Here is a 25176-nt window from a genome sequence, read left to right on the forward strand (position 1 = left end):
GGTCAGGTCTCCTCTCCGGTGCAGGCGACAATCACCTGGATGTAGGGTTGGGGTTCGATCATCTGGGTGTCTTCCAGCCAGTCTTCGTAGTCCTTGAAGATGCGGTCGATATGGGCCATGCCTTCGTCCCGGCGGCGGGTCTTGAGGGCGTCGGCCTGGGCGCTGGCGGACAATGCCTGTTCCAGTTGGCGGATATGGCGCTGTTTGAGGGCGTCCATGGCGCTCATCTGGATGTTGAGCTGATGATTGAGATGGGCTTCTTCCCGACGGCGGTGCTGGTCCAGGTGGGTCAGGGCCAGGTCCACCACTTCGGGAAGCTGGGCCTGAAGGGTGTCGGTGGGTCCGGCCTGGCCCCGGTTGGCCATCTGGCCGGGGGTGAGTTGCAGACGGCGGCAGAAGCCGTCCAGGGTGAGGGTGTCCACCACCTGACCGGCCCGTAGCACCAGACCGATCCAGGACTGGATGAGCAGGTAGCCCCGGCGGTTGGGGTAGCCGCCGTGGAGCAGGAAGGCGGTATCCTCCGGGCCAAGGGCGGCGGGCAGGCGCAGGACCGGGGCGGTGTGGCGGCCAAAGGCGGACAGGGCGCGATCCGCCAGCCATTCCATCACCGGATGCAGGGGCCACAGATAATGTTCCTCGGCCCAGGGGCTGTCCTCGTCCCGGCGACGGCGCAGGCCGTCCTTAATCCGCTCCACCACCGGGGTGAGGATGAAGCGGTCGTTGTCGGGGCGGGATTCGGGGGGCAGATGGCGCAGGCGCTGCACCAGGTCTGGCGGTGAGGTGAGTGTCAGCCGGCGGGCGCGGGGGTCCACGTCCACCTGCAGGGGGACGCCGCTGTCCCGGAGTCCGTTGAGGGCGGTGGTGGCGTAGTGGAAGTCGTCCTCGAACAGGCTGAACGGGGCGGCGGCGGGGGGCGGCGTGGCGGGGGTGTCGGGAATGAAGGCGTCCAGGGGGTTGGCGCTTTGGGACTGTTGCTGGTCGAGGAATTGGGCAAACAGGCCGGCCAGGTCGTCGCTGTCCTGTTCCATGAATTCGGCCACGGTGGCTTCTTCTTCGGCGGCGTCGAACTGGCCGAGAAATTCGGAGGGGTCGCCGATGTTGCGCTGGGCCTGTTCGTCCTTGTCGATGAGGATATCCAGCACCCGCTGTTCGTCCTGCACCCTGGGGTTGCTGGCGGCGGTGATGAGGTAGCGAATCCGGGGGCAACGGGTCTGGCCGTAGCGGTCGATGCGGCCATTGCGCTGCTGGAACACCATCAGGGACCAGGGGATGTCGAAGTGGATCAGGCGGTGGGACAGGTGATGGAGGTTGATGCCTTCGGCGGCCACATCGGAGCAAAGCAGCAGGCGGACCGGGGCTTCCCGCCGGCCAAAGTCTTCGACAATGGCCATCAGTTCCCGGTCGGGACGATCCCCCCGCAGTACGGCCACCTGATCCGGTTTCAGGCTGAGATCGGCACATAGGTGATGCTGGAGAAAGTCCAGGGTGCGCAGGCTTTCGGTGAAGATCACCAGCCGGTCTTCCGTGTCGTTGGGCTGCCAGCCCAGGCTGTCGGGTCCGGTGCCCAGCAGGGTCAGCAGGCGCTGGTATTTGCTGAAATGGGTGGGGTCGATGGCCTGCAGAATCTGGCGCAGTTGTCTCAGGGTGTCCTGGTCCTGGATCAGGTCCGGGTTGGGGTCGAGTTTTTCCAGGCGACGCAGGCGGGTGTCCAGGGTGGCGAGACAGGCGGCGGGGCTGGAATAGAGGGCTTTTTTGAGGGTGGTGCGAAAGAGCTGGGCGCCGCCGGCGCCGGGGCGGCCATCCAGGGTATGGAAGGTGAGTCCGTCCAGGAAGTCGTGGGCGGCTTCCTCGGCTGCCGAGGCGGGGATGCGGATGCGGTCGATATCCCGTTCATGCTGGTAGCGGCCCAACTGGTCCTGCACGTCCTTTTTGAAGCGGCGGATGACCAGTCCCTTGTCGCGGAAATCCTCGTGGGCGTAGTCCTCCGGGTTGGCAATGGCGGTGGGGTCGAGCATGTTCATCAGGCTGGCGAAGCTGCGGGGCTTGCCGTCGTGGGGGGTGGCCGAGAGCATGATGAGGGTGTCGGAGCGGGTGGCCAGCAGGCGGGCGAGGCGGGCCCGTTGGGAATGGCCGCCCCGTTCGGCCACGTTATGGGCTTCGTCGATGATGATGATGTCCCAATGGGCCTGTTCCAGGTGATGACGGTATTCGATGTCCTGTTTGAGGGTGTCGATGGAGATGATGGCCCGGTCGAAATAGTGGAACGGGTTGTGGTTGCCGGGGATGCGGTTGCGTACCCGTTGCAGGCCCACGGAGTCGAGCCGGACCAGGGGGATGGTGAAGCGGTTCCAGAATTCCTGCTGGAACTGGGCCAGCATGGATTTGCTGGTAAGGACCAGGATGCGGCGGCCCCGGCCTCTGGCGATGAGTTCGGCGGTGAGGATACCGGCTTCCAGGGTTTTCCCAAGACCGACGGCATCGGCGATCAATATGCGGCAGCGGGCCTGGCTCAGGCCCTGGCGGGCGGGTTCGAGTTGAAACGGGAGGGGGTCGAGGGCGGCCCGGTGTCCCAGGCGGATCTGGGGGCCGGCCACCGGGGTTTTGCGGATGACGGTATCCAGATAAAGCAGGCTGGCCTGATAGCCGCTGCTGAGGTCGTCGATCAGGTGGGTTTTGCGGGGATCGAGGATGCGGATATGTGATTCGAGGGTGGTGAGGAAGTGCCCTTCCCTGCCCCGCACCAGTTCCGAGATGCCTTCGCAGATGAGTAGATAGCCGCCGTCGGTGGTGCGGCTGATCATGCGGATGCGCCATTCCGCGTCGCGGATTTCCACCCGCATTCCCGGCGCGTAGTTCACTGGCATAGCTGGCCCGCCTTATCCGGCCCGGGGCGTTATCGGGCCAGAAGAAGGTGGCCTCGTGCCGTCACCGGGGTGGTGTTCCTGGGGTTTTTTGCTGTTTGGTGGAGCTTACCATGCCTGTGGTCTGTCTCGTGCAAGTTGGCACATTTTCCGCTCACTCCCGCCAAGGCGGGAGTCCCGGTGTCCGGTGTCAGCAGCAGGCTTCTTCCACCCAGGTCAGCAGGGCTTGGGCGTCTTCATCGCCACATGCCTCGAACAGTTCGCGGATCTGATTGATGTTGGCGTGGATCAGGAACAGGTCGTCCGGCTTGGGGCCGGATTTTGGGTTGCGTTTGCCCAGAAAATAATCCCAGAAGGGGGACTGGTGGGCTGGATCGGCGGTGTATTCCTCGATCAGGCTCATGACCCGGCGGGCGTTGCCGTCACAGTCCAGGTCCTTGAAGCTGATGTAGCGGGCGTTGGCGGCGTCGGGATGGAGAGTGGGGCGGGACATGAACGGCTCCTTGAGTGGGTGTTTTATCGGCCATGATGCAAGGAGCGAGCCAGTTTATATGGGTTTGTAAGTCACTGTTAATGATGAAGGAATTTCCAAGGTAGGGCACGGGATGCCCATGGGGGTGTAGGAAAGATGACAGGTGTGGAGCCAAGGCCCCCTTCTCCCCTTGGGGGAGAAGGGTTGGGATGAGGGGAAGGCGGCGGGCACGCCCCCCCGGTACACCCCACCTCACAACCGCCGGATTTTTTCCAACTGGGCTTCCAGTTCCCGCAGGGTGGTGCCCATCTCGGCCACCCGTTCCCGTTCCTTGGCCACCACTTCCGCCGGGGCGCGTTCCACAAACCCTGCATTGGCCAGCTTGCCCTCGCACAGGGTCAAATTCTTCTGCACCTTGGCGATTTCCTTTTCCAGACGGGCGATTTCCGCATCCTTGTCGATCAGGCCCGCCAGGGGAATCAGCAGGCGCATCTCACCCACCAGGGTCATGGCGGATTCCGGGGCCTCGGTGCCTTCCAGCCACTGTACCGATTCAGGCTTGGCCAGGAAGCGGATGAAACCCTGGTTGGCGGCAAAACGGGCCTGGTCTTCCGGTTTCCAGTTGTCCAGCAGCACCGGCAGGGGCTTGCCGGGGGAGATGTCCATCTCGGCGCGGATGCGGCGCATGCCCAGGATGAAGGTCTTGACCCACTCGATTTCCTGCTCGGCGCTGGCATCCTTGAGGGCATCGTCCACCACCGGGTAGGGGCGGTGCATGAGGGTGTCGCCGGTGACGCCGGCCAGCGGGGCCACCTGGCGCCAGATGGCCTCGGTGATGAAGGGCATCACCGGGTGCATCAGGCGCAGCAGGGTTTCCAGAACCTGCACCAGGGTACGGCGGGTGCCGCGACGGGCGGCCTCGCTGCTGTCCTCGCCGGTGAGCACCGGCTTGCACAGCTCCAGGTACCAGTCGCAGTAGTCGTACCAAGTGAACTCGTACAGGGCTTTGGCCGCCAGGTCGAAGCGGTATTCCCCCAGTTGGCGATGGGTCTCGGCGATGGTGTCCTGCAGACGGGAGGTGATCCAGCGATCCGCCAGGGACAGTTCCACCGGGCCGCCGCAAAGGCCCGTGTCCTGGCCCTCGGTGTTCATGAGCACATAGCGGGCGGCGTTCCACAGCTTGTTGCAGAAGTTGCGGTAGCCTTCGATGCGGCCCAGGTCGAACTTGATGTCCCGGCCACTGGAAGCCAGGGCCGCCAGGGTGAAGCGCAGGGCGTCGGTGCCAAAGGCGGGGATGCCGTCGGGGAACTGTTTTTTGGTGGCCTGGGCGATGCGCTTTTCCATCTGCGGCTGCATCAGCCCGGTGGTGCGCTTGGCCAGCAGGTCTTCCAGGCTGATGCCGTCGATGAGGTCGATGGGGTCGAGCACGTTGCCCTTGGACTTGGACATCTTCTGGCCTTCCGCGTCACGGATCAGGCCGGTGACGTAGACTTCCCGGAATGGCACATCATCCATGAACTTGAGGCCCATCATGATCATGCGGGCCACCCAGAAGAAGATGATGTCAAAGCCGGTGACCAGTACCGCGGTGGGGTAGAAGGTCTTGAGTTCCGGGGTCTGCTCCGGCCAGCCCAGGGTGGAGAAGGGCCACAGGGCGGAGCTGAACCAGGTGTCCAGTACGTCCGGGTCCTGGGTCAGGCGTACCTCGTCCCCCAGCCGGTGCTTGCGGCGCACGGCGGCCTCGTCCTCGCCCACGTAGATGTTGCCGGCCTCGTCGTACCAGGCGGGGATGCGGTGACCCCACCAGATCTGGCGGGAGATACACCAGTCCTCGATATTGCGCATCCACTCAAAGTAGGTCTTGCTCCAGTTCTCGGGCACGAAGCGGATGCGGCCATCCTCCACCGCCCGGATGGCGGGTTCGGCCAGGGGCGCGGCCTTCACGTACCACTGGTCGGTGAGGAAGGGTTCGATGACGGCGCCGCTGCGGTCACCCCTGGGCACCATGAGCTTGTGATCGTCGATGCGCTCCAGCAGACCCTGGGCCTCCAGGTCGGCGATGACCTGCCGACGGGCATCGAAGCGATCCAGGCCCCGGTAGGCTTCGGGGGCGGCATCGTTGATGCGGGCATCCACGGTGAAGATGTTGATCATGGGCAGATGGTGCCGGCTGCCCACGGCGTAGTCGTTGAAATCGTGGGCGGGGGTGATCTTCACGCAGCCGGAACCAAATTCCGGGTCCACGTAGTCGTCGGCGATCACGGGGATCTCCCGGCCGGTGAGGGGCAGGGTGACGGTTTTGCCGATGAGGTGGCGATAGCGCTCATCCTCCGGGTTCACCGCCACGGCGGTATCCCCCAGCATGGTTTCCGGGCGGGTGGTGGCCACCACCAGATGACCGGAGCCGTCGCTCAGGGGGTAGCGCAGGTGCCAGAGTTTGCCCTGTTCTTCCTCGGAGATGACCTCCAGGTCGGAAACGGCGGTGTGCAGCACCGGGTCCCAGTTCACCAGGCGCTTGCCCCGATAGATCAGACCTTCCTCGTACAGGCGCACGAAGACCTCGGTCACCGCCCGGGACAGGCCGGCATCCATGGTGAACCGCTCCCGGTGCCAGTCGATGGAGGTGCCCAGGCGCCGTAGCTGTTGCTGGATCTGGTTGCCGGAGTGGTCCCGCCATTCCCAGACCTTATCCAGAAACGCCTCCCGGCCCAGATCATGACGGGACTGGCCATCCCGGGCCAGTTGGCGTTCCACCACCATCTGGGTGGCGATGCCCGCATGGTCGGTGCCCCCCTGCCAGAGGGTGTTGTCCCCCCGCATCCGGTGGTAGCGGATGAGGGTGTCCATCAGGGTGTCCTGGAAGGCGTGGCCCATGTGCAGGGTGCCGGTGACGTTGGGCGGCGGCAGCATGATGCAGTAGGGCGTGCCCTCGCCCGCGGGGGCGAACCAGCCGCGGCCCTCCCATTCCTGATAAATGGCTTGTTCGATGGCGTGGGGGTCGTAAGTCTTGTCCATGGTGCCTGTGTCTGGATGCGGGCGAAAGGGGCGGATTATATGATGCTTTTCGGTGGGAGTGGTCATCCCAGCGGATGGTGGTGCAGGTCGTAGCCCTGTTCCCGGTAGTAGCGATAGCGGTGGCGTCCGGCCTGTTTCACTACGGGATCCTCGTTGACGATTTCCGCCACCCGGGCAAAGCCCTGGTAGCCTTCGGGGACAGTGTCGGCTAGATTCAGCAGCAAATCCCGGGCCGTGGGGGGGATGCGGTCATGGCCGATGCTCACCGGCATGTCCGGGTCCTGGGGATTGATTCCGTGGGGGATGAAGGCATCATCCCGAAAAGTCCACAGCAGCTCATCCAGTTGCCGCGACAGGCCGGGGGCGCCGGTGTGCACGTGCACCCGATGCCCCAGCCCGAAAGCCTTCTGGATCAGCCGGCAGCTGATGGCCAGACGGGCCTGGGGCTGGTCGCTCTTGATGGTGTAAAAATCAACGCGGGTCATGGCGCAAACGGCGGGGCGCCGTTAGTCCTTCACCCGGCTGGCCAGGAACTGCATCAGCAGCGGCACCGGACGCCCGGTGGCGCCCTTGTCCTTGCCACTTTTCCAGGCCACACCGGCGATGTCCAGATGGGCCCATTTGTACTTTTTGGTGAACCGGGACAGGAAACAGGCCGCAGTGATGGTGCCGGCGGGTCGGCCACCGATGTTGGCCATGTCGGCGAAGTTGCTCTTGAGCTGTTCCTGGTATTCATCCCACAGGGGCAGTTCCCAGGCCCGGTCGCCGCTGCGCTGGCCTGCGGCCAGCAGGTCATGGATCAGCGGGCCGTGGTTGCCCAGTACCGCCGTGGCCTGATGGCCCAGGGCGATGATGCAGGCGCCGGTGAGGGTGGCCAGGTCCACCACCACCTCCGGGTCGAAGCGTTCCACATAGGTCAGGGCATCACACAGCACCAGACGGCCCTCGGCGTCGGTGTTGAGGATTTCCACCGTTTGTCCCGAAAGGGTGGTGACGATGTCGCCGGGCTTGGTGGCCTTGCCGTCGGGCATGTTTTCGGCGGCGGCGATGACACCGATGATGTTCATGGGCAGGCGAAGTTCCGCCACGGCCTTCATGGTGCCCATGACCGCCGCCGCGCCGCCCATGTCGAATTTCATCTCGTCCATGGCCTCGCCGGGCTTGATGGAGATGCCGCCGGTGTCGAAGGTGATGCCCTTGCCCACCAGGACCACCGGCTTGTCGCTCTTTTTACCGCCCCGGTAGTCCATGACGATGAGTTTGGCCGGCTGTTCAGACCCCCGGGAGACCGCCAGCAGGGCGCCCATGCCCAGCTTTTCCATCTCTTCCTCGTCCAGCACTTCCAGTTTCAGATCCTTGTAGGCTTTTTTGAGCTGCCGGGCCTGTTCCGCCAGGTGGGTGGGGGTGCAGACGTTGCCGGGACGGTTGGCCAGATCCCGGGTCAGGGCCATGCCCAGGGCGGTGGCCGAGGCCTGGGCCATGGCCTGGGCGCCGGCTTTCAGATCCTTGGCATCTGCCACGTTGAGCACCATGCGTTTGAGGCCAGGGGGGGCGGGCTTTTTGCCGCTTTTGAATTCATCAAACCGGTACAGGCCGTCTTCCACCACCAGTACGCTCTGCACCAGCTTCCATGTCAGGTCGTGTCCCTTGACCGGCAGATCCGTGAGATAATTGTGTACCCGGTCGGCACCGGTCCGGCGCAGGGCGCCTACCATGGCGGCGGTCACCTGACGGAAAGCGGCCGGGCTGAACTCCCGTTCCTTGCCGCAGCCGATCAGCAAGATCCGGTCCGCCAGATCATGGGGGACATGATGCAACCACAGGCACTGCCCCCGCTCGCCGTCCATGTCGCCCCGCTTGACCAGGGCGCTGATGGCGCCGTCGGTGGCCTCGTCCAGGGCCTGGGCGGCGGCGGAAAGTTTCCGGCGCTCGAACACCCCGGCGACGATGCAGGCGCTGCGCTGTTGTGCAGGATGGGTGCTTTCGACTGTAAATTCCATGCCGTTCCTCGGGAGATGCTGGGGGATATGAGGCGGACCGGGAACCGGCAGCCGCCCACCACTGACAAGAGTCTGTCCATTCTATGGAAAATCCACTCTCTTCACCAATCGCCACCGATGGGCGCCCAAATCCGGTGATGGCATGGGCCTGAAGGTGCTCGATCGCTATCTGGTCCGGGAGATGCTGATTACCCAGCTTGCCGTGACCCTGGTGCTGCTGCTGATCATCATGGGCGGTGTGCTGGCCCGGTTATTGCGGGAGGCTGCCGAGGGCCGTATTCCCGGCGATGTGTTGCCTCCCATCCTGATTCTGGGCACGTTTAACGGCCTGATCCTGCTGTTGCCCGTTTCACTGTTCCTGGCGCTGATGCTGTCCCTGGGCCGGCTCTACAAGGACAGCGAAATGGCGGCCCTGATGGCAGCAGGGGTGGGGTACGGGCGTTTGTATCGCACCCTTATGATCCTGACCCTGCCATTGACCCTGATCCTGGCCTTGCTGTCCTTGTTCGTTTCGCCCCAGATTTCCCTGATGGTGGACCAGATCCGGGCCGAGGCCAGTCAGCGTTCCGATCTGATGGGCATTACGCCAGGCCGGTTTACCTCCGCTGGCGCCGGGCTGGGGGGGGTGGTGTTTTTTGTGGAGTCGTTTTCCGATGAACGGCGCACCATGAATCATGTGTTTATCCAGCGGCGTCAGGGGGAACAGACCGAGGTGGTGGTGGCCCGCACCGCCACCCAACAGGTAGACCCGGTTTCCGGTCAGCGCTTTTTGATCCTGCGGGATGGTTTTCGTTATGAGGGCAGTCCGGGGGATCTGGATTTTCGTATGGTGGAATTTGCCACCCACGGGATCAGGATGCCCGAATCGGGGGCATCTTCGGTGCGTAACCGCACGGATAATGTCCCCACCCAGGCCCTGTTGGGCAGTGATCGCCTGGACTATCGGGCCGAACTGCAATGGCGACTGGCTGCGCCCATCTCCATGCTGCTGCTGGCCCTGGTGGCCCTGCCATTGGCCCATGCTTCCCCCCGTCAGGGCCGATTTGCCAAACTGGCCCTGGGGGTTGCCCTGTATGTGATCTATGCCCAGTTACAGATCATGGCCCGATCCTGGTACGGGGAAGGGGTGTCTCCCGCCTGGCTGGGGATGTGGTGGGTGCATGTGCTGGTGGGCATGTTGATCATTTATCTGCTGGTGCATCGCTATGGCTTGCGCTGGCTGATGATCGCCTGGCGGTATCGGGGGGCGCGGGCATGATGATCCTGCGTCTGTATATTGCCCGTCAGGTGATCGGCGGCACCCTGCTGGCCTTGCTGGTGCTGACCGCGCTGGATGTGGCGTTTACTTTCATCGGTGAACTGGATGACGTGGGGCGCGGCTCCTACGGCTGGATTCAGGCCATCACCTACACCGCCCTGACCGTGCCCCGGCGGTTGTACGAACTGTTTCCCACCGCTGTGCTGCTGGGCACCCTGCTGAGTCTGGGTACCCTGGCTGAAAACAGTGAACTGACGGCCATGCGGGCCGCGGGTATCTCCGTTTCCCGCATTGTCAGTGCAGTCCTGCAGGCCGGTCTGGCCATGATGCTGATGGCGGTGCTGCTGGGGGAAGTGGTGGCACCGGCGGCGGAACGTCAGGCCCAGAGTCTGCGTACTTTTTCCCATGCCGAGCAAATTCATCTGGGGGGCGCCGGGCTATGGGCCAGGGACGGGGATCGGTTCCTGAATGTGCGCACCATCATGCCGGGGCTACGACTGCAGGATCTGCGGGTTTACCGCTTTGATGAGGATGGCCGCCTGGTGGAGTCGATCCAGGCAGGACAGGCCCGTTACCGGGATGGTCTGTGGACGGTGGAACATGTGGTCCGCAGCCGTATTGCAACCACCGGAATACAGGTGGAACACAATGCCCTGGAACAGTGGGACCGGCTGCTGGCCGCAGAACTGTTTGACGTGATTGTGGTGGAGCCACGGCAGATGTCCGCCTGGACCCTGGCCCGCTACATCGCCTATCTGCGGGAAAACAATCTGGAGTCGGCCCCCTATGAACTGGCCTTCTGGACCCGGTTTACCACCCCGTTGTCCAGTCTGGTGATGCTGCTGCTGGCATTGCCCTTCATCTTTGGTTCCCTGCGTACCGGCGGGGCAGGACAGCGGTTGTTCATCGGCATCCTGATCGGGGTGGGCTTTCATCTGCTCAACCGCACCCTGAACCATATGGGACTGGTGTACGGCATGCCCCCTTTCCTGAGTGCGGTGCTGCCCCTGATGGTCTTCCTGCTGGTGGCCCTGTGGGCCTTGCGCCGGGTGCGTTAGCGGGTCAGACCCCGGTTTTTTTGTGATCCGGCAGGCGCACCAGCCGGGTGTCTGACAGCAGATCGTGAAGCATCAGTTTCTGCGGGTGGCGCCAGGTCCAGATCAACCCGGCGACCACCAGCACCAGCACAACCACAGCCACCGGCCACAGGTCGGTGCGCCACGCCTGCAGACCGGCAAGGAGCACCACCCATTGCAGCAGGGCCACCAGAAACCGGCGCATGGCGTGCATCCAGGTGATGGCCTGTCCCCGGCGGCCCACCAGTTGAATGCGCCAGGTTTGCATGGCCAGGGAAATGCCCCCCCGGGTCCAGAACCAGCCAAAATAGAGAAAGGCCACACACAGGATCAGCAGGGTAAACAGGGGAAACAGGGGGTGGGACTCGGTGACGCCGGTCAGCAGGGTGGCGCCCAAAGCGGTGAGCATGAGCACCGCCAGCAATAACATGCTTTCATAGACCACACAGGCCAGACGGCGCAGGATACCGATGGGTTCAAGGGGGGCAGAGGACTGGGGATCGGTCATGGCAGATTCCTGCTGGGCTGGTGCCTGTCCTGGAGGATGGCTGGGATCGGGAGATGGGCGGGCATTATAGCCCCGGATGCAGGCTTTGCAGCAAAGCGCCCGGTGCGGTCTTATACTCCATAAGGGATCGGTGGGCCGATGTGTCCCCGGTCAGGGTTCAGGTATCCACGAGCGCAAAATAGATGAGCAAAGAACACGGTCAGGAACGACGGCATTTTCATCGGGTCAGCTTCACCGGGGTGGCCTATGTCCTTCTGGATACGCCCGAAGAGATCGCCGTGGAACTGGTGGATCTTTCGTTACAGGGGGGGCTGGTACGCATGCCCCATCCCGTCCCCCAGACCCGGCTGGGGGAACAGGGCTGGCTGCGAGTGCCCCTCACCGAAGACCTGGACATTCAGCTCAAGGTGCAGTTACAGCGTATCAATGGCCGGGATCTGGGCCTGCGCATCACCTCGATGGAACTGGACAGCGCCCAGCATCTCAAACGTCTGGTGGAGCTTAATCTGGGTGACCACACCCTGCTGGAACGTGATCTGGCCGCACTGTACGAGGTCCATTCAACGTGACTCCCTTGATCCGATCCTCAACCACCTCCCGATCCTTCCCGGCCCGGCTGCTGCTGTGGTGTCTGCTGCTCTGTCTGGGCGGTCTGCTGGCGGTGGCCAGTCAGGCCCAGGAAGGACGCATCGCCGTGATCCTGAACGTGGAGGGCGTCATCGGCCCGGCCACCAGCGATTATTTTGTCCGGGGGCTGGAAAAGGCACAGGAACGCAATGCCGAGGTGGTGGTGGTGCGCATGGATACCCCCGGTGGTCTGGATACCTCCATGCGTGACATGATCAAGGGCATCCTGTCCTCTCCGGTGCCGGTGGTCACTTATGTCTATCCCTCTGGCGCCAGGGCCGCCAGTGCCGGCACCTACCTGCTCTACGCCAGTCATATTGCCGCCATGGCCCCCGCCACCAACCTGGGTTCGGCCACGCCGGTGCAGATGGGGGGCATGCCGGGTCTCCCCGACGAACCCAGGGAGCGCCCCAGGGACAGCGCCGACCGAACCCAGGATGACCATGCCGCCGATGACATCCAGGCACCAGCGGCCACCGACGACGATACCGAGGAACAGACCTCACCCCGCCGGGGGTCTACCGCCATGGAGCGCAAGGTGCTGGAAGATGCGGTGGCCTATATCCGTGGGCTGGCGGAACTTCGGGGCCGCAATGGGGACTGGGCCGAGGACGCGGTGCGGGAAGCGGTCAGTCTCACCGCCAGCGATGCCCTGGAGAAGAATGTCATCGACGTGGTGGCCGAAAACCTGGAGGATCTGCTGGGCCAGATTCATGGCCGGGTGGTGAAGCTGGAAGTGGGCACCCGTGAACTCAATACCGAAAATCTGCAACTGGTAGAACTGGAACCCGACTGGCGCACCCGTCTGCTGGCGGTGATCACCAACCCCAACATTGCCTATATCCTGATGCTGGTAGGCATCTATGGCATCATCTTCGAACTGGCCAATCCGGGTAATATCTTCCCTGGGGTGGTGGGTGCCATCTGCCTGGTGCTGGCCCTGTATGCCTTCCAGGTGCTGCCCATCAATTATGCCGGCCTGGCCCTGATTTTCCTGGGTATTCTCTTTATGATCGCCGAAGCCTTCCTGCCCAGTTTCGGCATCCTGGGCTTTGGCGGTATCGCCGCCTTTGTGGTCGGCTCCATCATTTTGGTAGACGAGGCCAATTTGCACATATCCCTGCCCCTGGTGGGCGGCACCGCCCTGGTTTCCGCCGTGTTCCTGATCTGGGTGCTGGGTAAATTGACCCGGCTGCGCCGAAGCAAGGTCACAACGGGCCAGGAAGAACTCATAGGGGCCGCCGGCACCGTGATGAAGGATTTTTCCGCTGGCCGGGGCCGGGTCTGGATTCATAGTGAATCCTGGCTGGCCCGCTGCGATGCGCCCCTGGTCAAGGGGGATACGGTCCAGGTCACATCCATCGACGGGTTGACGCTGAATGTTGTGCCCGTCTCCGGCAAGACCACCACAGGAGACATATCATGTTGACAGCATTATTGGTTCCCATGGGCCTGGTTCTGGGCTTTTTGGTCATGTCCATTCGGATTCTTCCAGAATACGAACGGGCTGTTATTTTTTTCCTCGGACGTTTTCAGACCGTCAAGGGGCCGGGTCTGATCATTGTCATTCCCGGCATTCAACAGATGGTTCGGGTGGATTTACGGGTGATTACCCTGGATGTCCCCAGTCAGGACGTGATCTCCCAGGATAACGTCACCGTGCGGGTCAATGCGGTGCTGTATTTCCGGGTGGTGGACCCGGCCAAGGCCATCATTCAGGTGGAAGACTACAACAACGCCACCAGCCAGTTGGCCCAGACCACCCTGCGCTCTGTACTGGGCAAGCATGATCTGGATGAAATGCTCTCTGAACGGGACAAGCTCAACGACGATATCCAAAGCATTCTCGATTCACAGACCGATGCCTGGGGCATCAAGGTGGCCAACGTGGAGATCAAGCATGTGGATCTCAACGAAACCATGATCCGGGCCATTGCCCGTCAGGCGGAGGCCGAACGGGAACGGCGGGCCAAGGTGATCCATGCCGAAGGGGAATTGCAGGCAGCGGTGAAGCTCACCGAAGCCGCCTATATCATTGCCAAAAGTCCCCAGGCACTGCAGCTGCGTTATCTGCAGACCATGAGCGACATGAGCAATAAAAACGCATCCACCATCATCTTCCCCTTCCCCATGGACCTGATGAGCGCATTCAAGGAATTGGTGGGGAACGGTGATGGTATGCCCCGGGTGACCTGGAAAAACAATCAGGAAAAGGAGTGACCCTTGGCCAGTGGACTCCGGGATCAGCCGATCATCGACCGGTTTCTCGATACCCTGTGGATGCAGGAAGGACTCAGTGATCACACCCTGGCGGCCTACCGGTCCGATCTCAAGGGACTGGCCTGCCATCTGGAGTCCATCGGCGTGTCTTTGGTGAAGGTCAATCGGGGGCAGTTACTGGGCTATATGGCCCAACGTCTGGAGACAGGTGCCCAACCCCGCAGTCTGGTTCGGCTGCTGTCCACCCTGCGGCGTTTTTACGATTTTCTGCTCCAAAGCGGCCAGATCCGTGATGATCCCACCGCCCGTATTGAGCCGCCCCGGATGGGGCGGCCCCTGCCGGAACATCTCACCGAGGCGGAGGTAGAAGCGCTATTGGCCGCCCCGGATGTGACAGATCCCAATGGCTTGCGGGACCGGGCCATGCTGGAGTTGCTCTATGCCACTGGCCTGCGGGTTTCCGAGTTGGTGGGCCTGCGGCTGGGGCAGGTGAACCGGCGTCACAATGTGGTACGCACCCTGGGCAAAGGCAACAAGGAACGGCTGGTGCCCCTTGGAGAAGTGGCCATGGACTGGCTGGATCGCTATCTGGCCCAGGCGCGACCGGCATTGCTGCTGGGACATGGTCAGTCCGAGGCATTGTTTGTGACCCGTCGGGGGGGTGGCATGACCCGGCAGGCGTTTTGGTATGTGATCCGGCGTCATGGAGAAAGTGCGGGTATCACCAAGCCCCTGTCACCCCATACCCTGCGCCATGCCTTTGCCACCCATCTGCTCAATCATGGCGCGGATCTGCGGGTGGTGCAGATGCTGCTGGGCCATGCCACTTTATCCACCACCCAGATTTATACCCATGTGGCCAGGGAACGGCTCAAGGATTTGCATGGTTCCCATCATCCCAGGGGGTGAACCGCTCACCGGTTCCCGCTACCATGACACCCCCTTCTGGAATTGCCCCATCATCAACAGAGTCATCCTAATGCCTAGACATGTCCTTATCCTCATTCTGACAGCCCTGCTGGCTGCGCCTGCCGTGGCCGCCGCTGATGCCCAGGTTTTGCAACATCTCAAGGAACGGGTGTCCATCCTGGTGCCCAGTGTCGAACCCGACAGTATTCGGGAAACCCCCATCAAGGGGCTTTACGAGGTGAGATACGGCGCCCAGCTTTTTTATATCAGCCGCGACGGGGATTATGTGGTGGATGGTGAACTGGTGGAACTGGACAGCCGCCGCAGTCTGACAGCGGTGGCCCGGTCTGAAGGTCGCCGGGAGATGCTCGCGGGCATGGACCAAGCCGGCATGGTGGTTTATCCCCCCAAGGGAGATACCCAGCATGTCATCACGATATTCACCGATGTGGATTGTCCCTACTGCCGGCGTTTGCATGAGGAAGTGCCGGCCCTGAACGCCCAGGGGGTCGAGGTACGTTACCTGATGTTCCCCCGTACCGGGGAAGGCAGCGCCACGTTCCGCAAGATGGTGAGCATCTGGTGCGCCGATGACCGGGCCAGTGCCATGAATCAGGTGAAACAGGGGCAGTCCATTGAGACAAAAACCTGTGAGACTCCGGTCAGGGATCATGTGATCATGGGACAGATGATGGGCATTAACGGCACGCCGGCCATCCTGCTGGACAGCGGCGATCTGGTCCCTGGCTACCGCACTGCCGATGACCTCATGGAGATGATCGGTCATGTCAAGGCCGTAACCCGGTAATGGATTTTGCCGTCCCTCTGCCGGATGGCAGAGGGACAAGGTGGTGGCCTCAGTACATCAACGCCATCATCTTGCGCCGATACCCGTTCACCAGCGGGTGTCTTGCGCCCAACAGTTCAAATGCCGCCAGCAGGCCCTTGTGACCGGCATCGTCGCCATATTTGCGGTGCTTGCTCATCAGTTCAAGCAAATGATCCAGCCCGGCCTGATAATCGCCCTTGAGTATCAGGGCACAGCCCAGCCGATGCAGGGCTTCCGGGTCATCGGGATGGGTGATCTGTTGCTGTTGCAGGGTCGATAAAGTATCTGGTGTCCCCACCGCCCGGGCAAAATAGAGCCGGGCCTCCAATTGGCGCACGGCTTCTTGTTCATACAGATCCATCGGCAGCGTCTTGATGGTGGTGGCCGCGTCCTCCACCTGGCCTGCCTGCATCAGGGCATCGGCCAGATCGATTTTCAGGGCCTGCTGATCGGGATGATCCTGCAAAGCCTGTTTGAGCAATGTGACCGCCTGTTCTGGATTGCCTGCCGCCAGGGCCGCCTGGGCAGCCTGACGTTCTGCCGCCTCGGGGCCGGGCAGATATTTTTCCAGCAGGGCGCGAATGGCAGATTCAGGCTGCATGCCCATAAACTGATCCACCGGCTTGCCGTTTTGGTAAACGATCACGGTAGGAATACTGCGCACACCGTGTTCCAGCGCCAGGGCCTGTTCCTGGTCACTGTTCACCTTGGCCAGTACAAATTTGCCGTCATAGGCTTCTGCCAGGGCCGAAAGCAGGGGCAGCAGCATCTTGCAGGGTTGGCACCAGTCGGCCCAAAAGTCCACCAGCACCAGATGGTTATGGGAGCCTTCGATCACCACTGGCTGGAAGTTGGCTTCCGTGACATCGACGACGAAGGGAGAAGGGCTCATGGGTAGAAGATCCTGTGGTTGTCAACAAAAAGCGCTGGACTCCCGCTTGTGCGGGAGTGACGGCAAAGGCTTTGGTCACTGCCTTGTTTCCATTGTTGGGGTTCCCGCAGCTCCGTTTCAAGGGGCATTCCCGCCGTATGCTTGTAACTTGTTGTGATGTTTCATACATTAGGCGCGCCTTTGCAGCCGGAAATTATTGCGCATGAGCGCCAGTTCCTATACCGCCTCAGATATCGAAGTCCTCTCCGGACTGGACCCGGTGCGCAAGCGTCCGGGCATGTACACCGACACCACCCGGCCCAATCACATGGCCCAGGAGGTGATCGACAATGCCGTGGACGAGGCGCTGGCCGGCCACGCCGGACGTATCGACGTGATACTCCACGGCGATGGTTCCCTGTCGGTCGGCGACGATGGCCGGGGTATGCCCGTGGACCTGCACCCCAAGGAAAAGCGCCCCGGCGTGGAGGTGATTCTGGGCACCCTGCACGCAGGGGGTAAATTTTCCAGCACCAGCTATACATTTTCCGGCGGTCTGCATGGGGTTGGCGTCTCCGTGGTCAACGCCCTGTCCCTGAAACTGGAGGTCTGGATTCGGCGGGACGGCAAGACACATCACATGGCCTTTGCCAATGGTCACAAGCTCAGTGACCTGACAGTGGTCGGGGAGGTGGGGCGCCGCAATACGGGCACCCTGCTGCGCTTTTGGCCCGATCCCCAATACTTTGATACCCCAAAATTTTCCATACCCCGGCTCAAACATGTCCTGCGGGCCAAGGCGGTGCTCTGTCCCGGTCTGGCCATGTCCTTTCAGGACGAAGTCACCGGCGAACACTGTAACTGGCACTACGAGGCAGGGCTGAAAGACTACCTCATGGAAGCCCTGCAGGGGGCGGAGATTCTGCCCGAAGAACCTTTCATGGGCAGCATTTGCGGTGATACAGATGCCGTGGACTGGGCCGTGGTCTGGCTGCCTGAGGGGGGCGAGGGGGTGGCCGAAAGTTACGTCAACCTGATCCCTACCGCCCAGGGAGGGACCCATGTCAATGGTCTGCGTACCGGACTGACCGACGCGGTACGGGAATTTTGTGAATTTCGCAACCTGATTCCCCGGAGCGTCAAGCTGGCCCCCGAAGATGTCTGGGATCGGGTGTCCTATATCCTGTCCTTCAAAATGCTCGATCCCCAGTTTGCCGGGCAGACCAAGGAACGCCTGTCCGCCCGGGAGGCGGCGCCCTTCGTCTCCGGTGTGGTCAAGGACAGTTTCAGCCTGTGGCTGAATCAGCACCCGGCGACGGGGGAGCGCATCGCCGAACTGGCCATTACTTCGGCTCAGCGCCGGCTGCGGGCGGGCAAAAAAGTGGTGCGCAAGAAGGTGACCCAGGGGCCAACCCTGCCGGGAAAACTGGCAGATTGCGCAGCCCAGGATCTGGGGCGAACCGAACTGTTCCTGGTGGAAGGGGATTCCGCCGGTGGGAGTGCCAAACAGGCCCGGGACCGGGAGTTTCAGGCCATCATGCCCCTGCGGGGCAAAATCCTCAACGCCTGGGAAGTGGACCCGGATCAGGTGCTCGGTTCCCAGGAGATCCATGACATCAGCGTGGCCATCGGCGTCAATCCTGGCGCTGACAACCTGCAGGCGCTGCGCTACGGCAAAATCTGCATCCTGGCCGATGCCGATTCCGATGGTGCCCATATTGCTACCCTGCTCTGCGCCCTGTTTTTGCGTCATTTCCGGCCATTGGTGGCCCAGGGGCGGGTGTATGTGGCCATGCCGCCCCTGTTTCGCATCGATGTGGGCAAAGAGACTTTCTACGCCCTGGATGAAGCAGAAAAACAGGGGGTACTGCAACGGATTACGGCGGAAAAGAAAAAGGGCAAGGTGGCGGTCACCCGATTCAAGGGTCTGGGGGAGATGAACCCGCTGCAACTGCGGGAAACCACCATGGACCCGGACACCCGCCGTCTGGTCCAGCTCACCCTGGATGATGGGGTGGGCACTGATGCCCTGCTGGACATGCTGCTGGCCAAAAAGCGCGCCGCAGACCGCAAGCAATGGCTGGAAAGCAAGGGGCATCTGGCCGAGGTGATCTGACAGATTCCCGCCCCGGAAACCCCACACAGAACAGGAGCTCAACATGCCAGCACCCATTGGATTTGGAACCCGTCTGTTACTGATCCTGCTCAGTTTTGCCGGCATCATCATGGCCATGACAGGCATTCTGGAACTGGCCACCGCCGGCACAGGTGGACTGTATCCCCCGGCCTGGCGTTTTCCTGGCTACGCCTGGATCCTCACCGTGGGCGGCTATGTGCTGATGATCCCCATGGGCTGGCTGTACCTGCGGGACATCAAGTCCGAAACGGACTGAACCATCCCGATTCCCTGCCCGCAATCATTGGACTTTCATGAGTACTGACGATCTGAACCTGGAAGGTGTGGAGCGCCTGCCGCTCAAGACCTTCACAGAAAAGGCGTACCTGGACTATGCCATGTACGTCATCCTGGACCGGGCCTTGCCCCATGTCGGGGACGGCCTCAAGCCCGTACAGCGGCGCATCATCTATGCCATGAGCGAATTGGGCCTGTCTGCCCTCTCCAAGCACAAAAAGTCTGCTCGAACCGTGGGGGATGTGCTGGGCAAGTTCCATCCCCATGGGGATTCCGCCTGTTATGAAGCCATGGTGCTGCTGGCCCAGCCCTTCTCATCCCGCTATCCCTTCGTGGACGGTCAGGGCAACTGGGGATCGCCGGACGATCCCAAGTCCTTTGCCGCCATGCGCTATACCGAGGCCCGACTTTCTCCCCATGCCCAGTTGCTGCTGTCGGAACTGGGGCAGGGGACTGCCGACTGGGTGCCCAACTTCGATGGCACCCTGGACGAACCCAAGGTACTGCCCGCCCGTTTACCCAATGTGCTGCTCAACGGGGGAACCGGCATCGCCGTTGGCATGGCCACGGATATTCCACCCCATAATCTCCGGGAAGTGGCCGCTGCCTGTATTCATCTGCTGGCCCACCCGGAGGCGTCGGTAGACGATCTGTGCAGCCATATCCAGGGACCGGATTTTCCCACCGAAGCAGAGATCATCACCCCCCGCAAGGAACTGATGGCCCTGTATCGCACCGGTCAGGGCAGCCTGCGCCTGCGTGCCCGGTATGACCGGGAAAACGGCGATATCATCATTACAGCCCTGCCCCATCAGGTCTCCGGGGCCAGAATTCTGGAACAGATTGCCGCCCAGATGAATGCCCGGAAACTGCCGATGGTGGAGGATTTGCGGGATGAGTCGGACCATGAACATCCCACCCGGCTGGTGATCACACCCCGCTCCAACCGGGTGGATATCCCGGGATTGATGGCCCATCTGTTCGCCACCACGGACCTGGAGCGCAGTTACCGGGTGAACATGAATGTGATTGGCCTGGATGGCCGGCCCCAGGTCAAACCCCTGGTTCAGCTTCTAACCGAGTGGCTGTCTTTCCGCACCGAGACGGTGCGCCGTCGTTTGCAATGGCGTCTGGATCGGGTGGAAACCCGGCTGCACGTCCTGGCGGGGCTATTGATCGCCTACCTGAACCTGGATGAAGTCATCCGCATCATCCGTGACCAGGATGAACCGGGGCCGGCACTCCAGGCACGTTTTGACCTGACCCCTGCCCAGGTAGATGCCATTTTGGAACTCAAACTGCGCCATCTGGCCCGGCTGGAAGAAGTGAAGATTCGTGGCGAGCAGGATGGGCTGACCCAGGAGCGGGATCAGCTACAGGCCATTTTGGGTTCCAGCGAACAACTCAGGGCACTGGTGCGTACGGAAATTACCGCCGATGCAGAGAAATTCGGGGATGACCGCCGCTCTCCCATCGTTTCCCGGGCCGCTGCCCAGGCCCTGGATGAATCGGCCCTGATTCCCTCAGAACCCTTGACGGTGGTGCTCTCCCGCATGGGCTGGGTCCGGGCGGCCAAGGGCCATGAAGTGGATGCCGCCGGACTGAATTACAAATCCGGTGATGGCTTTTTATCCGCCTCTCCTGGCCGCAGCAACCAGCAGGCGGTGTTCATTGATTCCACCGGTCGCACCTACGCCCTGGCTGCCCATACCCTGCCATCGGCCAGGGGACAGGGAGAACCCCTGTCCGGTCGGCTCTCGCCCCCGGATGGGGCCTGCTTCGTCGGTGTGATGATGGGGGCGCCCGATGACCTTTACCTGTTGACCACAGATCATGGCTATGGCTTCATTTGCGCCCTGGAAGACCTGATCTCCCGCAACCGCTCGGGCAAGGTGGTGCTGACCGTGCCCGAGGGCGCCAGGGTGCTGCCTCCGGTACGGATTCAGAACCTGGCCCGTCAACGGCTGGCGGTGGCCACCAGCGATGGGCATCTGCTGATCACAGCCCTGGCAGATCTGCCCCGGATGGCCAAAGGCAAGGGAAACAGGATCATCCATATCCCCTCGGCCCGGCTCAAGGCCAGGGAGGCCTGGATGGTGCCCCCTGCCCTGGTGGCGGAAGGGGAAGCCCTTCAGGTGGTGGCTGGCAGGAAATTCAAGGCCATCAAGGGGGCAGAACTGGAGGCCTACCAGGCTGAACGGGGGCATCGGGGGCAAAAACTGCCCAGAGGATTTCAGAAGGTAGATGCCCTGATCTGCGTGATCCCTTAGACTTGACCCCCACGAGGGCCGCCTGATGCTTGAAATTTTTTGCACCGGGCACCATCCAATCATACCGAATAACCGATTGGGCTAGCCTGACCCTGGTGGTTCAATCACCGTTATTCCTTTATTCCTGTCCCCTGGCGTCATCAGTCAGGGTATTGCGGAGGACTTATATGAAGCGCGTTGCCCTGTTCCTGGCCACTAACCTGGCCATTATCGTGGTGCTGAGTATCACCCTGAGAATTCTGGGTGTGGAAAACATTCTGGATGATTCGGGAACCAACCTGAATCTCAACAGCCTGCTGATCTTTGCCCTTGTTTTTGGTTTTGGTGGTTCTTTCCTGTCTTTGGCCATTTCCAAATGGATGGCCAAAAAGAGCATGAACGTACAGGTGATCGAACAGCCGGCCAACGAAGTTGAGCAATGGCTGGTGGACACCGTGCGCCGGCAGGCCCAGCAGGCCGGTATCGGGATGCCGGAAGTGGGTATTTTCGATTCCCCCGATCCCAATGCCTTTGCCACCGGCATGAGCCGCAACAATGCCCTGGTGGCCGTGAGCACCGGCCTGATGCAGAGCATGAACCGGGATGAAGTGGAAGCGGTACTGGGCCATGAAGTGGCTCATGTGGCCAATGGGGACATGGTGACCCTGGCCCTGATTCAGGGGGTGGTGAACACCTTCGTGATCTTCCTGGCCCGGGTGATCGGTCACTTTGTGGATCGGGTGATTTTCAAGAACGAAGAAGGTCACGGCATTGCCTTTTGGGTGACCTCCATTATCGCGGAAATCCTGCTGGGTATTCTGGCTTCCACCATCGTCATGTGGTTCTCCCGCAAGCGGGAATTCAGTGCCGATGAAGGGGGCGCCAAGCTGGCAGGCCGGGAGAAGATGATCGCTGCACTGGAGCGTCTGCGGGCGGCCCAGGGCCACCCCAGCGAGATGCCCGACCAGATGCGCGCCTTTGGCATCCGTGGCGGCATGGGGGAAGGTATCAAGAAGCTGTTCATGACCCATCCTCCGCTGGAAGACCGGATCATGGCCCTCAAGGAAGGCGGTCGCTAAAACACCGCGTGTTGTGCCTTATACCACAGGCCCAGGGGTCCATCAGATCCCTGGGCCTGTGGCCGTTTGGCCCCCTGTTCAGAGGGTCGGCACCAGGGTGATTTTGCCATCCTGGCCGGGAATATCCCGCACCAGCCGAGGCAACAGGTAGCCCGGCAGTTGCCGGGTCAAGGTGGCCATCAAGGCCAGGGCGGTCTCCTGGTCCACGGCAAAATGGGCGGCCCCCTTCACCGGGTCCAGCAGATGCAGGTAGTAGGGCTGCACACCGCTGTCGAACAGGGCATGGCTTAAATCGGTCAACGCCTGGACCGTATCGTTGACTCCACGCAGCAACACCGCCTGATTAAACAGACGCACCCCGGCCAGGTGGAGTCGCTCCATGGCGGCACGGGTAGTGCCATCCAGTTCCTGGGCATGATTGGTGTGGATCACCATGACCGGATGCAGCCGGGTGCCGGTGAACCAGTCCAGCAGGGCCTGGTCCACCCGTTCCGGTACCACAATGGGCAAACGGCTGTGCAGGCGCAAGGTACGCAGATGGGGAATCCCTGCCAGATCCACCGCCAGCGCAGCCAATCGGTCATCAGTGAGGGTCAAGGGATCGCCGCCGCTGAAAATCACTTCCCGGATCTCCGGGTGGCTACGCAGATACATCAGGATGCGGGGCCAGTGTTCCCGAATCGCTGCGGCATTCTGGTAGGGAAAATGACGCCGGAAGCAGTAACGGCAGTGGATGGCACAGGCGCTGGACGTCACCAGCAAGGCCCGGCCATGATATTTATGCAGTAACCCCGGCACCGGCATGGCAGCCAGATCGTTCACCGGATCCGGGTCAAACCCCGGCACCTCCAGACATTCCTCACCCAGGGGCAATACCTGACGCAACAGAGGGTCATGGGGATCTCCCGGTACCATGCGTCCCAGGTAGGCCAGGGGCACCCGCAGCCGAAAATTCCGGGCAGCCTGCCGGGTAGCGGGGAGCAGGGCCGGGTCCAGTTGCAGTCGCCGCAGCAGTTCTGCCGGATCGGTGATGGCCCGTGCCATGGCCCGTTGCCAATCCGCAGACTGACTGCGGGCATTTAATCGCGTTATCATAGGCGGTTTTTTAAGGGTGAATCGTAGCAGGCTGGCCCATTGTGCCGGTTTTGGCGGTGGTTTTGCCAGATTCCCCTCCCCACCGACGGGAAATACCGTCGGCCTCCCTTTTTTCATGCCCTGGCGCAATCCGGAGACACGTTTTCATGGCCATGTACAGCACCAACGAATTCAAGAGCGGACTCAAGATTCTACTGGATGGTGATCCTTACGCCATTGTGGAAAACGAGTTCGTCAAGCCCGGCAAGGGGCAGGCGTTTAACCGGGTAAAAATGCGCAATCTCAAGACCGGGCGGGTGCTGGACAAGACCTTCAAGTCCGGTGAGTCGGTGGAAGCGGCTGATGTCATGGACACGGACATGCAGTATCTCTATGCCGATGGCGAGTTCTGGCACTTCATGATGCCGGAGAGTTTCGAGCAGTATGCCGCCAACGAGGCTGCGGTCATTGATGCCATGAAATGGCTCAAGGAACAGGACATGTGTACCGTCACCCTGTGGAACAACGTGCCTTTGTCGGTCAGCCCGCCCAATTTTGTGGAACTGAAGATTACCCAATGTGATCCAGGCATCCGCGGCGACACGGCCACCGGAGGCACCAAGCCGGCCACCCTGGAGACCGGAGCCGTGGTCAAAGTGCCCTTGTTTGTCAACGAAGGGGACGTGATCCGGGTGGATACCCGCACCGGCGACTACGTCTCCCGGGCGTGAGCTGGTTGCCCTCCGCCGCGCCGGCGATGCTCCATCGTCGGGCGGACCTGTTGCGGTCCATACGTCATTTTTTCCATGAGCGGGGGGTGCTGGAAGTGGAAACCCCCTGCCTGTCCCGGGCGGGGGCCACGGACCCGGCCATCGAGAGCCTGACCGTGACCCTGCCGGAAGCCAGCTTCTGGCTGCATACCTCCCCTGAATTTCCCATGAAGCGCCTGTTGGCTGCTGGATCGGGGGACATCTATCAGATCGCCCGGGTTTTTCGGGCCGGTGAAGCCGGTCGCTTTCACAACCCGGAATTTACCCTGCTGGAATGGTATCGGGTTGGGTTCGATCATCATCGGCTGATGACTGAAGTCGATGATCTGGTGCGTGGTCTGGCTGGTGACCGGCTATCCCGTCCTGCTGTCCGGTTGAGTTACCAGCAGGCTCTGATGGACCATGCGGGTATCGACCCCCTGCATGCCGATGTCGAGGCACTGGCCCGCAGGGCGCGGGCCCTTGGGCTGGATGTGCAAGGTGAACTGGATCGGGATGGCTGGCTGGACCTGCTCATGTCCCTGGTGGTGGCACCCGCATTACCCGCAGATGGTCTGACTTTCATCCATGATTATCCTGCCAGTCAGGCTGCGCTGGCGCGAATCTGCCCGGATAATCCGGCGGTGGCCGAACGTTTTGAACTGTACTGGGGTGGGGTGGAGCTGGCCAACGGTTTTCATGAACTGGGGGATGGGGTGGAGCAAGGGGTTCGTTTTGAGGCGGACAACCACCGCCGCCGGGCCGCTGGTCAAGCGGCGGTGGCGGTGGACCATCATCTTTTGGCGGCGTTGGCCCAGGGGCTACCGGACTGCGCCGGTGTGGCCCTGGGTGTGGACCGGTTGCTCATGTGCCTGAGTGGTTGCGACCACATCCGTCAAGTGCTGGCCTTTGACTGGGAGCGGGCCTGATGGCTTTTTGATGCCCTTCCAGCGCTTGACTGATGCC

21 protein-coding genes are annotated in these 25176 nt (G+C 61.8%); 13 read left to right on the forward strand and 8 right to left on the reverse strand.

From position 1 onward, the window contains the following. Positions 1–2: 2 nt before the first annotated feature. From BMX62_RS00085 to BMX62_RS00105, 5 genes are all read right to left on the reverse strand, one after another. Positions 3–2864, reverse strand: a complete 2862-nt coding sequence (locus tag BMX62_RS00085; protein ID WP_238375776.1) for a DEAD/DEAH box helicase — start codon at positions 2862–2864, stop codon at positions 3–5. Positions 2865–3051: 187 nt separating this feature from the next. Further along, a complete protein-coding gene (cowN, locus tag BMX62_RS00090) occupies positions 3052–3354 on the reverse strand; it encodes a N(2)-fixation sustaining protein CowN (RefSeq protein ID WP_090202240.1) in 303 nt (100 codons plus the stop codon). Between the two features lie 231 nt (positions 3355–3585). Next, positions 3586–6348: a valine--tRNA ligase gene (locus tag BMX62_RS00095; protein WP_090202559.1), complete on the reverse strand. Its 2763-nt coding sequence runs from the start codon at positions 6346–6348 to the stop codon at positions 3586–3588. Between the two features lie 62 nt (positions 6349–6410). Continuing rightward, positions 6411–6833 (reverse strand): DNA polymerase III subunit chi, encoded by a 423-nt coding sequence (locus BMX62_RS00100; RefSeq protein ID WP_090202241.1) that lies wholly within the window; start codon positions 6831–6833, stop codon positions 6411–6413. Positions 6834–6854: 21 nt separating this feature from the next. After that, a complete protein-coding gene (locus BMX62_RS00105; RefSeq protein WP_090202243.1) occupies positions 6855–8348 on the reverse strand; it encodes a leucyl aminopeptidase in 1494 nt (497 codons plus the stop codon). Positions 8349–8490: 142 nt separating this feature from the next. Between BMX62_RS00105 and lptF the strand changes: the two genes are divergently transcribed. After that, positions 8491–9606: an LPS export ABC transporter permease LptF gene (gene lptF, locus BMX62_RS00110; RefSeq protein ID WP_090202244.1), complete on the forward strand. Its 1116-nt coding sequence runs from the start codon at positions 8491–8493 to the stop codon at positions 9604–9606. Beyond that, positions 9603–10664: an LPS export ABC transporter permease LptG gene (gene lptG / locus BMX62_RS00115; protein WP_090202246.1), complete on the forward strand. Its 1062-nt coding sequence runs from the start codon at positions 9603–9605 to the stop codon at positions 10662–10664. Before lptF ends, lptG begins: the two co-directional genes overlap by 4 nt. A 4-nt stretch (positions 10665–10668) precedes the next feature. Here the strand turns inward: lptG and BMX62_RS00120 are convergent, their stop codons facing one another. Continuing rightward, positions 10669–11190 (reverse strand): RDD family protein, encoded by a 522-nt coding sequence (locus tag BMX62_RS00120; RefSeq protein ID WP_090202248.1) that lies wholly within the window; start codon positions 11188–11190, stop codon positions 10669–10671. Positions 11191–11372: 182 nt separating this feature from the next. On the opposite strand from BMX62_RS00120, the gene BMX62_RS00125 reads away from it, so the two are divergent. From BMX62_RS00125 to BMX62_RS00145, 5 genes are all read left to right on the forward strand, one after another. Next, positions 11373–11759, forward strand: coding sequence for a PilZ domain-containing protein (locus BMX62_RS00125; RefSeq protein ID WP_090202250.1), 387 nt, complete (start codon positions 11373–11375; stop codon positions 11757–11759). 5 nt (positions 11760–11764) lie between these two features. Continuing rightward, complete coding sequence (locus BMX62_RS00130) at positions 11765–13246, forward strand: NfeD family protein (protein ID WP_090202562.1); 1482 nt, start codon at positions 11765–11767, stop codon at positions 13244–13246. After that, on the forward strand, positions 13240–14037 hold the full coding sequence (locus BMX62_RS00135) for a slipin family protein (RefSeq protein ID WP_090202251.1): 798 nt from the start codon (positions 13240–13242) through the stop codon (positions 14035–14037). The genes BMX62_RS00130 and BMX62_RS00135 overlap by 7 nt, the downstream gene beginning before the upstream one ends. A gap of 3 nt (positions 14038–14040) precedes the next feature. Continuing rightward, positions 14041–14946, forward strand: coding sequence for a site-specific tyrosine recombinase XerD (xerD, locus tag BMX62_RS00140; protein ID WP_090202253.1), 906 nt, complete (start codon positions 14041–14043; stop codon positions 14944–14946). A gap of 70 nt (positions 14947–15016) precedes the next feature. Further along, positions 15017–15754, forward strand: a complete 738-nt coding sequence (locus BMX62_RS00145; RefSeq protein WP_090202565.1) for a DsbC family protein — start codon at positions 15017–15019, stop codon at positions 15752–15754. A gap of 49 nt (positions 15755–15803) precedes the next feature. Here BMX62_RS00145 and trxA read toward each other — a convergent pair whose 3' ends face one another. Beyond that, complete coding sequence (gene trxA / locus BMX62_RS00150; protein ID WP_090202255.1) at positions 15804–16667, reverse strand: thioredoxin; 864 nt, start codon at positions 16665–16667, stop codon at positions 15804–15806. Between the two features lie 202 nt (positions 16668–16869). Between trxA and parE the strand changes: the two genes are divergently transcribed. The 4 genes from parE to htpX all read left to right on the forward strand — a co-directional run bounded on the left by parE (position 16870) and on the right by htpX (position 22387). After that, positions 16870–18762, forward strand: a complete 1893-nt coding sequence (gene parE, locus BMX62_RS00155) for a DNA topoisomerase IV subunit B (RefSeq protein ID WP_090202256.1) — start codon at positions 16870–16872, stop codon at positions 18760–18762. A 43-nt stretch (positions 18763–18805) separates the two neighbouring features. Then, positions 18806–19039, forward strand: a complete 234-nt coding sequence (locus BMX62_RS00160) for a hypothetical protein (protein ID WP_090202258.1) — start codon at positions 18806–18808, stop codon at positions 19037–19039. A 37-nt stretch (positions 19040–19076) separates the two neighbouring features. Next, the gene (parC, locus tag BMX62_RS00165) at positions 19077–21329 is read left to right on the forward strand and encodes a DNA topoisomerase IV subunit A (RefSeq protein WP_090202260.1); all 2253 of its coding nucleotides are present in this window, start codon (positions 19077–19079) and stop codon (positions 21327–21329) included. A gap of 167 nt (positions 21330–21496) precedes the next feature. After that, on the forward strand, positions 21497–22387 hold the full coding sequence (htpX, locus tag BMX62_RS00170; RefSeq protein ID WP_090202262.1) for a protease HtpX: 891 nt from the start codon (positions 21497–21499) through the stop codon (positions 22385–22387). 78 nt (positions 22388–22465) lie between these two features. Here htpX and epmB read toward each other — a convergent pair whose 3' ends face one another. Next, on the reverse strand, positions 22466–23482 hold the full coding sequence (gene epmB / locus BMX62_RS00175; protein ID WP_090202264.1) for an EF-P beta-lysylation protein EpmB: 1017 nt from the start codon (positions 23480–23482) through the stop codon (positions 22466–22468). A gap of 146 nt (positions 23483–23628) precedes the next feature. Here epmB and efp point away from each other — a divergent pair, with 146 nt between their 5' ends. Both efp and epmA read left to right on the forward strand, forming a co-directional pair. Then, a complete protein-coding gene (efp, locus tag BMX62_RS00180) occupies positions 23629–24192 on the forward strand; it encodes an elongation factor P (RefSeq protein WP_090202266.1) in 564 nt (187 codons plus the stop codon). Then, positions 24189–25139 (forward strand): EF-P lysine aminoacylase EpmA, encoded by a 951-nt coding sequence (epmA, locus tag BMX62_RS00185; protein ID WP_420795791.1) that lies wholly within the window; start codon positions 24189–24191, stop codon positions 25137–25139. The genes efp and epmA overlap by 4 nt, the downstream gene beginning before the upstream one ends. The last annotated feature ends 37 nt before the right edge of the window (positions 25140–25176 follow it).

The sequence above is a fragment of the Ectothiorhodospira magna genome, from assembly GCF_900110965.1.
Lineage (GTDB): Bacteria > Pseudomonadota > Gammaproteobacteria > Ectothiorhodospirales > Ectothiorhodospiraceae > Ectothiorhodospira > Ectothiorhodospira magna.

What these genes read in the sequence shown, in the direction of transcription:
- lptF (WP_090202244.1), top strand. Translation starts at nt 8,491, where the DNA reads ATGGGCCTGAAGGTGCTCGATCGCTATCTGGTCCGGGAGATGCTGATT.
- epmB (WP_090202264.1), bottom strand. Translation starts at nt 23,482, where the DNA reads ATGATAACGCGATTAAATGCCCGCAGTCAGTCTGCGGATTGGCAACGG.
- parE (WP_090202256.1), top strand. Translation starts at nt 16,870, where the DNA reads ATGAGCGCCAGTTCCTATACCGCCTCAGATATCGAAGTCCTCTCCGGA.
- cowN (WP_090202240.1), bottom strand. Translation starts at nt 3,354, where the DNA reads ATGTCCCGCCCCACTCTCCATCCCGACGCCGCCAACGCCCGCTACATC.
- parC (WP_090202260.1), top strand. Translation starts at nt 19,077, where the DNA reads ATGAGTACTGACGATCTGAACCTGGAAGGTGTGGAGCGCCTGCCGCTC.
- BMX62_RS00120 (WP_090202248.1), bottom strand. Translation starts at nt 11,190, where the DNA reads ATGACCGATCCCCAGTCCTCTGCCCCCCTTGAACCCATCGGTATCCTG.
- BMX62_RS00105 (WP_090202243.1), bottom strand. Translation starts at nt 8,348, where the DNA reads ATGGAATTTACAGTCGAAAGCACCCATCCTGCACAACAGCGCAGCGCC.
- BMX62_RS00100 (WP_090202241.1), bottom strand. Translation starts at nt 6,833, where the DNA reads ATGACCCGCGTTGATTTTTACACCATCAAGAGCGACCAGCCCCAGGCC.
- BMX62_RS00160 (WP_090202258.1), top strand. Translation starts at nt 18,806, where the DNA reads ATGCCAGCACCCATTGGATTTGGAACCCGTCTGTTACTGATCCTGCTC.
- trxA (WP_090202255.1), bottom strand. Translation starts at nt 16,667, where the DNA reads ATGAGCCCTTCTCCCTTCGTCGTCGATGTCACGGAAGCCAACTTCCAG.
- BMX62_RS00125 (WP_090202250.1), top strand. Translation starts at nt 11,373, where the DNA reads ATGAGCAAAGAACACGGTCAGGAACGACGGCATTTTCATCGGGTCAGC.
- BMX62_RS00145 (WP_090202565.1), top strand. Translation starts at nt 15,017, where the DNA reads ATGCCTAGACATGTCCTTATCCTCATTCTGACAGCCCTGCTGGCTGCG.
- BMX62_RS00135 (WP_090202251.1), top strand. Translation starts at nt 13,240, where the DNA reads ATGTTGACAGCATTATTGGTTCCCATGGGCCTGGTTCTGGGCTTTTTG.
- htpX (WP_090202262.1), top strand. Translation starts at nt 21,497, where the DNA reads ATGAAGCGCGTTGCCCTGTTCCTGGCCACTAACCTGGCCATTATCGTG.
- BMX62_RS00085 (WP_238375776.1), bottom strand. Translation starts at nt 2,864, where the DNA reads ATGCCAGTGAACTACGCGCCGGGAATGCGGGTGGAAATCCGCGACGCG.
- BMX62_RS00095 (WP_090202559.1), bottom strand. Translation starts at nt 6,348, where the DNA reads ATGGACAAGACTTACGACCCCCACGCCATCGAACAAGCCATTTATCAG.
- lptG (WP_090202246.1), top strand. Translation starts at nt 9,603, where the DNA reads ATGATGATCCTGCGTCTGTATATTGCCCGTCAGGTGATCGGCGGCACC.
- efp (WP_090202266.1), top strand. Translation starts at nt 23,629, where the DNA reads ATGGCCATGTACAGCACCAACGAATTCAAGAGCGGACTCAAGATTCTA.